The sequence below is a fragment of the Embleya sp. NPDC055664 genome, assembly GCF_053618075.1.
The window spans coordinates 1-12,500 of sequence record NZ_JBSHGZ010000025.1 but is presented as its reverse complement, the minus strand read 5'-3'; the positions used below and the strand labels follow the sequence as shown (position 1 = coordinate 12,500).

Here is a 12,500-nt window from a genome sequence, read left to right as displayed (position 1 = left end):
GTCAGCGCGCGCCCAGGAGGTGTTCCACGGCCAGCTGGTCGAGCCGCTCGTAGCCGGACCCGCGGACCGCGGCCGCGTCGGGGTCGAACGTGTCGCCGGCGAGGTCGGCATACGTCTCGCCCGGCGCGAGTGTCGGTACGGCCAGCTCGTCCAGCCCGGCGGCGGCCCTGGCCTCGCGCACCTCGGGGTCGGCGCGAAACGCGCGGGCACGTTCGCGGAGCAGCAGGTAGGTGCGCATGTTGGCGGCGGCGCCCGCCCACACCCCGGCGGTGTCCTCGGTGCGCATCGGCTTGAAGTCGAAGTGCCGGGGCCCGTCGTAGCCGCCGTGCTCCAGCAGGTCGACGAGGAAGAACGCGCTCTTGACGTCGCCGTGGCCGAACACCAGGTCCTGGTCGTACTTGGGCCCGTGCTGGCCGTTGAGGTCGATGTGGAAGAGCTTGCCCTCCCACAGGGCCTGCGCCGCCGCATGCACCATGTTCATCCCGGCCATCTGCTCGTGACCGACCTCGGGGTTGAGCCCGACCATGTCGGGGTGTTCCAGGCGGGCGATGAACGCGAGCATGTGGCCCACGGTGGGCAGGAAGATGTCGCCGCGCGGCTCGTTCGGTTTGGGCTCCAGCGCGAACCGGAGGTCGTGGCCCCGGTCCCGGACGTACGCGCACAGGATGTCGATCGCCTCCTTGTAGCGGTCGAGCGCGACCCGCACGTCCTTGCCGGCGTCCGTCTCGGAACCCTCCCGGCCGCCCCAGAACACGTAGGTTCGCGCCCCGAGTTCGGCGGCGAGGTCGAGGTTGCGCATGACCTTGCGCAGCGCGAACCGGCGGATGCCGCGGTCGTTGGCGGTGAACGCGCCGTCCTTGAAGACCGGATGGGCCGTGAGGTTCGTCGTGACCATCGGGACGATCATGCCGGTCGCGTCGAGCGCGGCCCGGAAGGCGGCGATCCGCTTCGCCCGCTCCGCCTCCTCGGCACCGAACGGGATCAGGTCGTCGTCGTGGAACGTGACGCCGTGCGCGCCGAGTTCGGCCAGCCGGTACACCGCCTCGGCCGGCTCCAGCGGGGCGCGGGTGGCGTCCCCGAACGGGTCGCGCGCCTGCCATCCGACCGTCCACAGCCCGAAGCTGAAACGGTCTTCCGGGGTCGGGACGAGGTCGATCATCGCGCCTCCCTGAGCGAATCGAACCGATTCGAATCGAACCGATTCGAATCGGCACCCAATTAGTTAGGACTCTGGACTAAACTCGAAAACGAGCCAACCGCGCACCCGGGCAACTGTCAATAGCCGCCCGCGGGAAGACCGTCCGTCCGCAGGTGAGAGGATCCGCGCCATGAGCACGCCGGACGGCCCCACCGATCTGGCCGGGATGCGCGAACGCAACCTGGCACTGGTGCTGGCCGAGATCGACCGCAGCCAGCCGATCACCCGCGCGCGGCTGGCCGCGCTCACCGGGCTCACGAAGACCACCGTGTCGGCGCGAGTCGCCGCGCTGACCGCGCTCGGGCTGGTGCGTGCCGAGGACCCGGTCCGCGCCGGACGCGGGCGGCCCGGCGCTCCGGTGTCGGTGGCGTCGGGGCCGATCGCCGGGCTCGGCCTGGAGATCAACGTCGGTTACCTGTCCGCGTGCGTCCTCGACCTCACCCGGCGGGTGCGCATCCGCCGCAGCGTCCTTCGCGCCGGCGCCGGTTCCGACCCGGACCGGGACGTCGCGGCCCTCGGCCGGCTCGCCCACGCGGTCACCGGGCTGGCGCGCCGTGCCGGGCTCACCCTCGTCGGGACGACGGTGGCGGTCCCGGGCGTGCTGCACGGCGGGGCGGTGAACGCGCCGAACCTGGGCTGGGACGCACTGCCCGCCGCCGAACTCCTCGCCGAGGCACTGCCGTCCCAACCGCTGCCGGTGACGGTGGACAACGAGGCCAATCTCGCCGCTCTCGGCGAGTTGTGGTTCGGCGCGGGCGCGGGGCTGGGCGACTACGTGTACGTGTCCGGCGAAACCGGCATCGGCGCGGGAATCGTCGTCGCCGGCGCACTGTTCCGCGGTACGCACGGCGCGGCCGGCGAACTCGGCCACGTCGTCGTCGCCCCCGGCGGACCCGCGTGCCGCTGCGGCGGGCGCGGCTGCCTGGAACAGGTCGCCGGGCTGGACGCGGTCCTGCGGGCGGCCGACGTGCCGGACACCGCCCCCGCCGGACCCGACGTCCGGGACTCCGCCGACCTGCTCGGCGCCGGCGCCGCCGAACTCGTGCGCCGCTTGGAGGCGAAGGACCGCCGCGCCCTCGCGGCCGCGAAGCGGGCCGGCGAAGGACTGGGCATCGCCCTGGTCGCCGTCACGAACCTCTTCGACCCCGCGGCCCTCGTCCTCGGCGGCCTTCCCGCCCGCATGGCCCCCTGGCTCACCCCGCACATCACCGCTGCCCTCGAAGCCGGCGGCGGCAGACTCCGCGGCCGCACCCCGACGATATGGCGCTCGGAACTCACGGACGGCGCGGTGCTGGGCGCCGCCGGCGAAGTCGTCGCCCGAGTACTCGCCGCCCCCAGCGCCGTGGCGTAAAACCCGTCAGAGGCGGCCCCGGCCACGTCCCAGGCGACGGCGGCGCTCTCACCGGGCCGGTTCCGCCGGGGACTGGGGGCGCGGGGTTGGTGGGTTGGGCATCGGCGGGGGGCTTGCGGGATGCTTCCCGTGGGCGTCGTAGAGCCAGAACGGGCGTACGGCCAGGGCGCCGACCATGACCAGGACGATGCACAGCATGGCGCTGCCCGACCAGGCGATGCCGAGGGTGGTGGTCGCCGCCATGGCTCCCGCCCGCAGGTCGCCGAGTCGGGGGCCGCCGCTGACGACGACGGTGAACACGCCCTGCATACGTCCGCGCATCTGGTCCGGGGCCCACGTCTGCAGGATCGTCTGCCGGTAGACGGCGCTGACGAGGTCGGCGGCGCCGGCGAGGACGAGGAGGGCGACGGCGAGCCACAGGGCGCGGGTGAAGCCGGCCAGCGTGATGGCGCTCGCCCACGCGACCACCGCGAGGGTGAGCGCGACGCCTTGGCGGCGTATGCGCGCGATCCATCCGCTGCACAGGCCGGCCAGCAGGGATCCGATGGCGACCGCCGAGTACAGGACGCCGATCCCGCCGTGGAAGCGGGTGGCGGCGGCCTCGGGGAACAGGGCGTTCGGCATGGCCAGCACCATGGCCGCGATGTCCACGGCGAACGACATCAGCAGTATCGGACTGCCGCCGATGAAGCGCAGGCCCTCGAACACGGCGCCGATCCCCGTGCCCGTCGCGGCCCCCGCCGGCGGGATCGGCGGAAGTCTCCATGTCGAGTAGAGGGACAGGGTGAACAGGAGGGCGTCGGCGGCGTAGGCGTAGGCGAACCCGTGCGGCAGGGTGAGCAGGACGCCCGCGACCAGCGGTCCCGCGATCTGGCCGATGTTGCCCACCGTGAAACTCAGGGTGTTGGCGGCGGGGATCAACTCGTGCGGCACGATGCGCGGAATGATCGCGCCGCGCGCCGAGGAGGCCGTGGCGAACCCGGCCCCCTGGACGGCGACGAGGCCGAGCAGGAGGAACTCCGAGCGGGCGTGCAGGAGGGTCTGGGCGAGCAGCGCGATGGTCACCGCCCAGGTCACCAGCGACGACCACAGGCACAGCCGGCGGCGATCGACCCGGTCGGCGACGGCGCCGCCGTACAGGCCGAACACCACGATGGGCACGAAGCCGAAGAGTCCGGCGAGGCCCACGTAGAACGACGAGTTCGTGATGGAGTAGATCTGCACCGGGACGGTGACCTCGGTGACCATCGTGCCCACCAGCGAGGCCCCCTGGCCGACCAGCACCCGCCGATAGGCCGGCACGGCGAACGGACGCGTGTCCACCGCCGCGCGACGTATCCGGGCCCCGATGCCCCGGGATGCCTTCGGTGCGGGCGTCGCGGGCGGCTCCGCCCCTGGACGGGGACGATGCCGCCGGCGACGCGAATCCCCCGGTGTCTTGCTCATGGGGTCACGTTGTCATGAGGGCGCAATGGCTCTCTTCCATTAATCTGCCTACTTGTGTCGCAAAACAGCCAACATCCGTCGGCGTGAGCTCGCCGGGTTCCGGCCGGAGCAGGGGCTCGTCCGTCTGGCCGGAAAAGCATTGGACGGGTGGGGCCCACGCCTATACCTTGCACTCGACCGTGACACCGCCCGAGGAGGTGAGACCCATGAACGCTGTAGCGATATGGGTGCTCCCCCTTGCGGTCACGGCCGGCGATTGACGTAGGTATCGCCGGGAGCGCCTCGCCGACAAGGCACTCCCGAAAGGCAATACCCATGCAATCTCCACAAGCCACCCCCGAACTCCGCGCCTCGGCCGCCGGCGGCACCGATCGTGCGCCCCTCGGGTTCGACGTGATCATCGCCGGCTGCGGGCCGACCGGCGCCATGCTGGCCGCCGAACTGCGGCTGCACGACGTGCGGGTGCTCGTTCTGGAAAAGGAAACCGAGCCCGTATCGTTCGTCCGCATCGTCGGTCTGCACATTCGCAGTCTCGAACTGATGGCCATGCGCGGACTGCTGGATCGCCTGCTCGAACGCGGCCGGCGGCGTCCGGCCGGCGGCTTCTTCGCCGCCATCGACAAACCCGCGCCCCGGGGCCTGGATTCCGCGCACGCCTATCTGCTGGGCATCCCGCAGCCGGTCATCGAGCGTCTGCTCGAAGAGCACGCGACCCGACTGGGCGCGCAGGTCCGGCGCGGCTGTGCGGTGGCCGGTTTCGAGCAGGACGACGAGGGTGTGACCGTCGAACTGGCCGATGGCGAACGGCTGCGTTCGCGCTATCTCGTCGGCTGTGACGGCGCCCGCAGCACGGTGCGCAAACGGCTCGGCGTCGGCTTCCCCGGCGAGCCCTCGCGAAACGACACGCTGATGGGCGAGATGCACGTGGGCGCGCCGCAGGAGGAGATCGCCGCCAAGGTGAGCGAAATCAGCCGCACCAACAGGCGATTCCGGCTCCAACCCTTCGGCGAGGGGGTGTACAGCGTCCTGGTCCCGGCCGCGGGCGTCGCCGATCGCACGGAACCGCCCACCCTCGAGGATTTCAGACAACAGCTGCGCACCATCGCCGGAACCGATTTCGGCGTGCACTCCCCGCGCTGGTTGTCCCGCTTCGGCGATGCCACCCGGCTGGCCGAACGTTACCGCGTCGGGCGGGTGTTGCTGGCCGGCGACGCGGCGCACATCCACCCGCCCACCGGCGGGCAGGGCCTCAACCTGGGCGTTCAGGACGCCGTCAACCTCGGCTGGAAACTGGCCGCGCACATCCGCGGCCGGGCACCGGAGACCTTGCTGGACACCTACCACAGCGAACGCCATCCGGTCGCCGCGGACGTACTGGACAACACCCGCGCCCAGACCGAACTGCACTCCACCGACCCGGGCCCGCAGGCCGTACGCAGGCTCCTCACCGAACTGATGGACATCGACGAGGTGAACCGCCGGCTCATCGAGAAGATCACCGCGATCGACATCCGCTACGACTTCGGCGACGGCCCCGATCTCCTGGGCCGCCGCATGCGCGACATCGACGTAAAGGACGGCCGCCTCTACACCCTGCTGCACCACGGCCGCGGCCTACTCCTGGACCGCACCGAACACCTGACCACCGGCGCCTGGTCGGACCGCGTCGACCACGTCGCGGACCCCACCGCGGCACTGGACGCCCCATGCGTCCTCCTGCGCCCCGACGGCCACATCGCCTGGATCGGCGACAACCAACAGGACCTGAACACCCACCTCTCCCGCTGGTTCGGCCACCCCAGCCCCTGATTCCACCCCGACAGCCGAGGCACCATCAGCCGTGGTGCTCCGACGCCGAACTCGACCCGGTCGGCGGCCTCGCCCGCCGACCGGCCGGGTGCGGCGAGTCGTCGGTGGAGGGCTCGCGGGTGGGGAAGTTGTGGGGGTGTGTTCAAGCTCTGGTATATCAGACACGCTTAGACTCGGAATCGCGGCGCAGCACGGGGCTCGCCGGGCGAGGGGACGAGCGTGAGCAACCGGATGGGCTCCCAGCCGGCCAACGGGTGGACGCAGACCGACGAATTCCTCTGGTACACCTGCGACATCGTGGCCGATGTCGTCACCGGCCAGGCGGACCGCCGCCCGCTCGTGGCGAGTACGGCCCGGATCGCGCCGGGGGAGCGCGTACTCGCGACCGGGGTGGGAGAGCAGTTCCGGCTGCGCGCCGTGGGCAACGGCAGTTACCGCAGCACGGGGGTGGCCGCGATCGGCAGGCCCGGGTTCGTGGTGGGCGCGCTTGCCGTGAACGCCCTGGGCAACGCGGCGCGCCGCAAGCGCGCGCAGCAGGACACCGTGCCGCGCTGGGTCAACGACGGCGGCGGCGAACTGACCATCACGCACCTGACCGCGTATCTCGCGCATCCCCGCAACCCGCTGAGTCTCGGCTTCACCGGTCTCGACCAGATCGACCTGCCCGAGCCCGGCGTCTTCGAGGCCCGCTACCACGACATGTACGGCAAGGGGTACATGTGCGTGCGCCTCGCCACCCCGTGGGCGTCCCTGGTGTTCGCGCTGGCGGCCCTCGCGGCGTTTCCGTCCCATCCGCGGCTGCTCGGCGGCACGTGGCTCCCGCCGGGGTTCGAGGAGCGCTGCGCCCACTTCGGCCGACCGGTGCGCCCCGCCCAGCGGTTGGTGCTGGAGCGCTAGCCGGAAGCGCCACGCCGCGACCGCGAAGTGCCATCGCGCGCTCGGGTCAGCGGGTTGTCCATGGGCGGAGTTTGTCCGGGTTGCGGACCGTCCAGATGTGGTGGATGCGCTCGCCCACCACGTGGAAGGCGAATACGGTCACGGCGCGGCCGTTCTGCTGGACCACCAGGCCGGGCAGGCCGTTGACCGTACGCTCCAGCAGCGTGTAGTCGGGTGCGACGGTGGCGAGTTGCAGGTAGGTGTGGGCGATCCGCTCGCCGCCGATGATCGGATCCAGGATGGTGACGGCCTTGCCGCCGCCGTCCGCGACCCAGGTGGCGTTCGGGTCGAGCAGGCCGATCAGCGCGCCGATGTTCTTCGCGTCCCAGGCCGCCTTGAAGTCGCGGACCACCGCGGCGTGGCCGGCGCTCGGGTCCGCGTCGACCCGTGACTCGCGAATCCGCCGCCGAGCCGACGAGGCCAACTGGCGGCAGGCCGCGGGGGTACGCCCGACGATCGTGGCGACCTCCGTGAACGGGTAGCGGAAGATGTCGTGCAGGACGAACGCCACCCGCTCGGCCGGGGTCATCGACTCGAACACGACGAGGAAGGCCATGCTGACCGACTCGTCCAGGGTGATGCGATCGGCCGGATCCATGCCGCCGCCGGCCGCTCCCCCGGTGATCCACTCGGTCGGCTCGGGCAGCGGCTCGGGGAGCCATTCACCCACGTAGGTCTCCCGCCTGGCCCGCGCCGAGCCGAGCAGGGTCAGACACACCCGGCCCGCCACCTTCGTCAGCCAGGCCGCCGGGACCTCGATCTCGTCGCGTTGCGCGTCGGTCATCGCGTACCAGCGGGCGTAGGTCTCCTGGACCACGTCCTCGGCGTCGGCGAGCGATCCGAGCAGCCGATAGGCCAGGTTGATCAGCCGCTGCCGCTCCTCCATGACCGCCTCCACGCCGCTCTCGTACATCGTGTCCCCGTCCGTCGCTCTCATCCGTTCGATCACACCTGTTCGACCGGACAGGCCGCCGAAACGTCAGGTCGGCCGCAGACCGGCCGCGCCGCCTCACATTCCGAGCGACTGCCTGGTCGAAGGGGTGGCGGCGAGTACACCACATCCCGAGTTCGCGGCCCGCCGACCAGACCCCCATGATCCGGAGGAAGCATGAGCACGCCCACCGCCACCCCGACCCCGACCACGACCACGACCACCATCACCGCGGACTTCGCCGAACCCGCGCCCGTGTCGCGCCTCGAACGGGCGGCCGCAGCGCTGCGGGAGAACGGCTTCGCCGTCGAGATCCTGGCCGACGCGGCCGCCGCGCGCAGCCGCGTGGGCGAGCTGATTCCCGAGGGTGCGTCGGTGTTCACCGGGGCCGGCGAGACACTGCGGCTGTCCGGCATCGAGGAGGACCTCAACACCGGCGGCCGCTACGACGCGATCCGACCTCGCGTGCTGACCATGGACCGGGCCACCGAGAGCGACGAGATCCGACGGCTGACCAGCACCCCGGACGTGGTCGTCGGCAGCGTCGCCGCGGTCACCGAAACCGGCTCGCTGGTGGTCGCCTCCGGCAGCGGCAGTCAACTGCCCGCCTACTCCGGCGGCGCCCGCCGGGCGATCTGGATCGTCGGCGCGCAGAAGGTCGTCCCCGACCTGCCGACCGCGATGCACCGCCTCGAGGAGCACGTCCTGCCGCTGGAGGACGAACGCACCCGCAAGGTCTACGGTGCGCCGAGCGCGATCAACCGCCTGCTCGTGTTGCACGCCGAGCCCTATCCCGGTCGGGTCACCGTACTGCTCCTGCGCGAGGCCATCGGGTTCTGATACCGACCCGACCACCCGCAACGAACCCGGGCCCGAGCAGGGCCGACCGGCCGGCCCCATAGCCCGCGAAGCATGGCCGGCCGATCGGTTCGAGGTCGTGCGCCCGCATCTGCGGACGGTGGCGTACGGCATGCTCGGCTCGCGTACGGACGCCGAGGACGCGATCCAGGAGACCTGGCTGCGGGTGTTGCGCAACGAGCACCAGGACGTCCGCGACCTCCGGGCGTGGCCGACCACGGCCGTCGAGCGGATCTGCCTCGACATGCTCCGCGCCCGGCGCCTGCGTCTGCCTGAACCTCCTCGACGGCCGTCGCCCCACCCCGTGATGCCCGGACACCATCCCATCTTGCTTTCGGAGCCCCCATGTCCACCGATACATCCGCATCACCCGATCCGACGAAGGCGAAATCGCCGACAGGGACACCCGCGGCCGCGGCCGACGCCACCGCCGACCGGCGACCATTCGCAGCCGAGGCGCTCAAGGTCGTCGGTGCGATCGACCGATGATCCCGGCGTGAACCACTCCTCGCATACACCCCGTCTCAACCGCTTCCGCAGACCAGCGACGACCCGGTTCCGCTCGGCGATGCCCGGCCGTCGGCGACGGTGGACCGGCATCGTCGTCGCGGCTGCCGCGGCATCGACCCTGGTGACGGGCTCGGCAAGTCCGAGTCCGAACCCGGCCCCGCGGCGACAGGCGACCTCGCTCGTGTCGACCGGCGCCGAGCAGGCGGCGGGCATCAGGCTCGACGGTGATCATCTGACCCTCGCCCAGATGAAGGCCGTACTGCACGGAAACGCCGGCGCGGTGCACCTGGCCCCGACCTCCGCCGCCCGTATGCGCACCGCCCGCGCGGGAGCACTGGCGGCCCTCGAACGCGGGCAGCGTGTATACGGCTGGAACCAGGCACTGGGCCCGCTCAAGGACCACCCCCTCACCGACGACGAACAAGTCGACTTCCAACGCCGGGTCCTGCGCTCGCACGCCGCCGGCATCGGTGAGGAACTCTCCCCCGGTATCGCCCGGTTGGCCCTGGTGTTGCGGGCCAACGCCATGGCCCGCGCCAGGATGGGCGTACGGCCCGAAATGGTCGAGCGCATGCTCGCGCTGGTCAATGCCGGCGTGACCCCGGTGATGCCCTCGATCGGCTCGCTGGGCACGGGAGACCTTCAGCCGATGGCCGCCGCGGGACTCGTACTCACCGGCGACGCGGGCACCGCCCGGTTTCACGAGGGGCCCGCGCGCGACGCCCGCGAGGTGCTTCGACAGGCGGGCCTGCCGCTCGAATTCCCCCTGGAGGCCGGCGAGACCCTGCCGCTGATCAGCGGCAGCGGCGTGCTCACCGCCCGCTATACGGCGTCGGTGGATCGTTCGGAACGGTTCCTGGACCAATTCCGCGGCGCCTTCGGGCTGTTCCTGGAGGCAACCCGAGCCGAGGCGAGTTCCCTGGACGAACGTACGCATGCCGAACGGCGCATCCCCGCCGAGGAGCACGAGGCGGCCAGGCTGCGGGAGTTGACCGACGGCAGCGAATGGATGACCGAACCGGGCCGAGCACGGTTCGGCGAGACGTCCCCGCGGGTCCAGGACGCCGTCTCCGTACGCGCCGCCCCGCACATCGTCGCGACCGTTCGGCAAACCCTGGAGGAGGCCGCAACCATCATCACCCGCGAGGCCAACGCCTCGACCTCCAACCCACTGCTGTTCGAACGCCCGGACCACACCTGGGAGTTCCTGATGGGTGGTAACTGGGACGGCGCGCAGATCGGGCATGCGATCGACACCCTCAATGCCCAGATCACCGATGTCTCCGTGCTCTCCCACGAGTTGTCGGGACGGCTGATCGCGTCCAAGTGGAGCTACGGGCTCCCCGACAACCTGGCCGGTCCGCCGGTCGGGCTCAACTCCGGCATGGTGCAGGTGCAGACCGTCGGCGCGGCGCTGATCCCGGAGATGCAGGCGCGTGCCATGCCCGCCGGAGTCCTGTCGCGACCGGAGAAGTTCGGGCAGGAGGATCACAACACCATGGCGATGGCCTCGGTGCGCAACCTCGACGACAACCTGCACCGCGCCGAGATCGTGCTTGCCGTGCAATTCCTGCTGGCCGCCCAGGGCATCGACCTGGTCCGTCCGGCCATGGGCGAGCTGTCACCGGCCAAGGCCACCGACGAATTGCACCGTCGATTCCGGGAACGGGTACCCGTTCTCGGCGACGACCGCTGGATGACCCCGGACGTGGACGCCGCCGTCGACATGGTCGCCCGCGGGGCCCTTCGCCCCGAGGGCGGCTGACCCATCCGGTCCCGGTGCGGCGGCCTCGGCTCGGGTCGAGGCCGGCGCACCGGCGGGATGCCGTGTCTTCAGGGTTTGCGTGCCAGCAGTCCGTAGCAGCCGATGTCGGCCGGGTCCGGGAATTCGGCGTCGGGTTCGGGGTGCCATCGGGAGACGAGTTCGACGCCCGGTTCGAGCAGTTCCCAGCCCTGCGGCACCAGTGCCTCCACCTCGGCGCGGCTGCGCAGTTGCATCGGGATACCCGATTTGCGGTACACGTTGGCGCCGCCGCCGGTGCCGATCGGGTCGAAGTCGCCGGTCAGGTGCGAGAGCACCAGGTGGCTGCCGGAGGGGAGCCGCTCGGTCAACCGGCGCACGAGGTCCGCCGGTTTCTCGTCGTCCGGGACGAAGTGCAGTATCGCGAGCAGCATGACCGCGAGCGGCCGGTCGAGGTCCAGGGACCGCACGAGTGCGGGGTGGTCGAGGATGGCGTCCGGGTCGCGGACGTCGGCGTCGATGTACGCGGTCTCGCCGTCGGGGTGGCTGCTCAGCAGCGCACGGGCGTGTACGAGGACGATGGGGTCGTTGTCGACGTACACCACTCGGGAGTTCGGCGCGATCCCCTGGGCGGCGTCGTGCGTGTTGCGGCCCTCGACGGGGATGCCGGTGCCGAGATCGAGGAACTGCCGTATCCCGAGCCGGGCGAGGTGTGCGACCGCCCGCAACAGGAACGCCCGGTTCGCCCGCGCGGCGGTACGCGCGTACGGAACGGCGAGCAACGTCTGTTCGGCGGCTTCCCGGTCGGGGGCGAAGTTCGTCTTGCCACCGAGGAAGTAGTCGTAAATGCGCGCCGAGTGCGGCTTGGTGGTGTCGATCCCCGGCGGAGTCCAGTCCGCGATGAGAGCCTCCTGCTCGGGTGAACGCTCGAACCCGGAGTCCATCGAGTCGCCACCTCCGTTTCCAACCGACCACACCGGGACGGCCCCTTGTGCGCGTCCCTTGATCGCATCATGCAAGGGGCATGCTACCCGGCCGTCGCACGCTCGTTCCCCTCGGCGTCGCTTCGCTGCGCGGTTCGGGAGGTTGCGCAACGGGCGATCGGGCGATTCGTACGTCAGTACGATGCTCGGGTGACGAGTGACGTGGCGACCGGCCGGCCGACCCGTGCGCAACCGCCGGAGAAGGATGGGGAGTTCCCCGACACCCCCGACGACACGGGGACCGCACGTCCGGAGCCGCGTGGTTGGGCATGGTCACTGGCTCGGTTCGGGTATCGGGATCGGCCGCCGACGTCGTTGCGTGAGCGGTTGGTGCCGTCGTACACCGACAACAGCGCCTACACCGGCGGCGGCTGGCTGCCGTGCATCCTGGTGACGCTCCTGGCCGGATTCATCCGATTCTGGAACCTCGGCAAGCCCAAATCGGTGATATTCGACGAGACGTACTACGCCAAGGACGCCTGGTCGCTGCTGAAACTCGGCTACGAGGGCACCTGGCCCAAGGAGGCCAACGACCAGATCCTCGCCGGCAACGCCGACAGCCTCCAGACGCAGGGCTCGTACATCGTCCATCCGCCCATCGGGAAATGGACGATCGCGCTCGGCGAACAACTCTTCGGGCTCACCCCGTTCGGGTGGCGCTTCGCCCTCGCCGTCCTGGGCACCCTGTCCGTCCTCATGCTCTGCCGCATCGGCCGCCGCCTCTTCCGCTCCACCCT

At 71.1% G+C, this 12,500-nt stretch carries 10 protein-coding genes and 1 pseudogene; 7 read left to right on the top strand and 4 right to left on the bottom strand.

Features of this window, described 5'->3' with window-relative positions; translation table 11 throughout:
• Nucleotide 1: 1 nt before the first annotated feature.
• A complete protein-coding gene (gene xylA / locus ACWGR4_RS31750; RefSeq protein WP_452131414.1) occupies nucleotides 2-1,159 on the bottom strand; it encodes a xylose isomerase in 1,158 nt (385 codons plus the stop codon).
• Nucleotides 1,160-1,328: 169 nt separating this feature from the next.
• Between xylA and ACWGR4_RS31745 the strand changes: the two genes are divergently transcribed.
• Entirely contained in the window at nucleotides 1,329-2,549 is a 1,221-nt protein-coding gene (locus ACWGR4_RS31745; protein WP_452131413.1) for an ROK family transcriptional regulator, read from the top strand.
• Nucleotides 2,550-2,597: 48 nt separating this feature from the next.
• Here the strand turns inward: ACWGR4_RS31745 and ACWGR4_RS31740 are convergent, their stop codons facing one another.
• Nucleotides 2,598-3,872, bottom strand: a complete 1,275-nt coding sequence (locus tag ACWGR4_RS31740; protein WP_452131412.1) for an MFS transporter — start codon at nucleotides 3,870-3,872, stop codon at nucleotides 2,598-2,600.
• A gap of 438 nt (nucleotides 3,873-4,310) precedes the next feature.
• Here ACWGR4_RS31740 and rox point away from each other — a divergent pair, with 438 nt between their 5' ends.
• Together rox and ACWGR4_RS31730 are read left to right on the top strand one after the other, a co-directional pair.
• Nucleotides 4,311-5,804: a rifampin monooxygenase gene (gene rox / locus ACWGR4_RS31735; protein ID WP_452131411.1), complete on the top strand. Its 1,494-nt coding sequence runs from the start codon at nucleotides 4,311-4,313 to the stop codon at nucleotides 5,802-5,804.
• A 219-nt stretch (nucleotides 5,805-6,023) separates the two neighbouring features.
• Nucleotides 6,024-6,701, top strand: a complete 678-nt coding sequence (locus ACWGR4_RS31730; RefSeq protein ID WP_380010958.1) for a hypothetical protein — start codon at nucleotides 6,024-6,026, stop codon at nucleotides 6,699-6,701.
• Nucleotides 6,702-6,747: 46 nt separating this feature from the next.
• On the opposite strand, the gene sigJ is transcribed toward ACWGR4_RS31730, so the two are convergent.
• Nucleotides 6,748-7,677, bottom strand: a complete 930-nt coding sequence (sigJ, locus tag ACWGR4_RS31725; protein WP_452131410.1) for an RNA polymerase sigma factor SigJ — start codon at nucleotides 7,675-7,677, stop codon at nucleotides 6,748-6,750.
• 171 nt (nucleotides 7,678-7,848) lie between these two features.
• Between sigJ and ACWGR4_RS31720 the strand changes: the two genes are divergently transcribed.
• The 3 genes and pseudogenes from ACWGR4_RS31720 to ACWGR4_RS31710 all read left to right on the top strand — a co-directional run bounded on the left by ACWGR4_RS31720 (nucleotide 7,849) and on the right by ACWGR4_RS31710 (nucleotide 10,804).
• Nucleotides 7,849-8,511: an LUD domain-containing protein gene (locus tag ACWGR4_RS31720; RefSeq protein ID WP_452131409.1), complete on the top strand. Its 663-nt coding sequence runs from the start codon at nucleotides 7,849-7,851 to the stop codon at nucleotides 8,509-8,511.
• Nucleotides 8,414-8,779: pseudogene (locus ACWGR4_RS31715) on the top strand (sigma factor); the annotation flags it as partial. The gene ACWGR4_RS31720 and the pseudogene ACWGR4_RS31715, both read left to right, overlap by 98 nt.
• Before the next feature lie 441 nt (nucleotides 8,780-9,220).
• Complete coding sequence (locus ACWGR4_RS31710; protein WP_452131433.1) at nucleotides 9,221-10,804, top strand: HAL/PAL/TAL family ammonia-lyase; 1,584 nt, start codon at nucleotides 9,221-9,223, stop codon at nucleotides 10,802-10,804.
• Nucleotides 10,805-10,872: 68 nt separating this feature from the next.
• Here ACWGR4_RS31710 and ACWGR4_RS31705 read toward each other — a convergent pair whose 3' ends face one another.
• Nucleotides 10,873-11,724 carry an SAM-dependent methyltransferase gene (locus ACWGR4_RS31705; RefSeq protein ID WP_452131408.1) on the bottom strand — a complete coding sequence of 284 codons (852 nt, stop codon included), beginning with the start codon at nucleotides 11,722-11,724 and terminating at the stop codon, nucleotides 10,873-10,875.
• 189 nt (nucleotides 11,725-11,913) lie between these two features.
• Between ACWGR4_RS31705 and ACWGR4_RS31700 the strand changes: the two genes are divergently transcribed.
• Nucleotides 11,914-12,500, top strand: a 587-nt coding sequence (locus ACWGR4_RS31700; RefSeq protein WP_452134285.1) for a glycosyltransferase family 39 protein, incomplete at its 3' end; no start/stop codon positions are given.

Coding starts and splice junctions, on each gene's coding strand:
- ACWGR4_RS31745 (WP_452131413.1), top strand. CDS start 1,329: ATGAGCACGCCGGACGGCCCCACCGATCTGGCCGGGATGCGCGAACGC.
- sigJ (WP_452131410.1), bottom strand. CDS start 7,677: ATGAGAGCGACGGACGGGGACACGATGTACGAGAGCGGCGTGGAGGCG.
- xylA (WP_452131414.1), bottom strand. CDS start 1,159: ATGATCGACCTCGTCCCGACCCCGGAAGACCGTTTCAGCTTCGGGCTG.
- ACWGR4_RS31720 (WP_452131409.1), top strand. CDS start 7,849: ATGAGCACGCCCACCGCCACCCCGACCCCGACCACGACCACGACCACC.
- rox (WP_452131411.1), top strand. CDS start 4,311: ATGCAATCTCCACAAGCCACCCCCGAACTCCGCGCCTCGGCCGCCGGC.
- ACWGR4_RS31705 (WP_452131408.1), bottom strand. CDS start 11,724: ATGGACTCCGGGTTCGAGCGTTCACCCGAGCAGGAGGCTCTCATCGCG.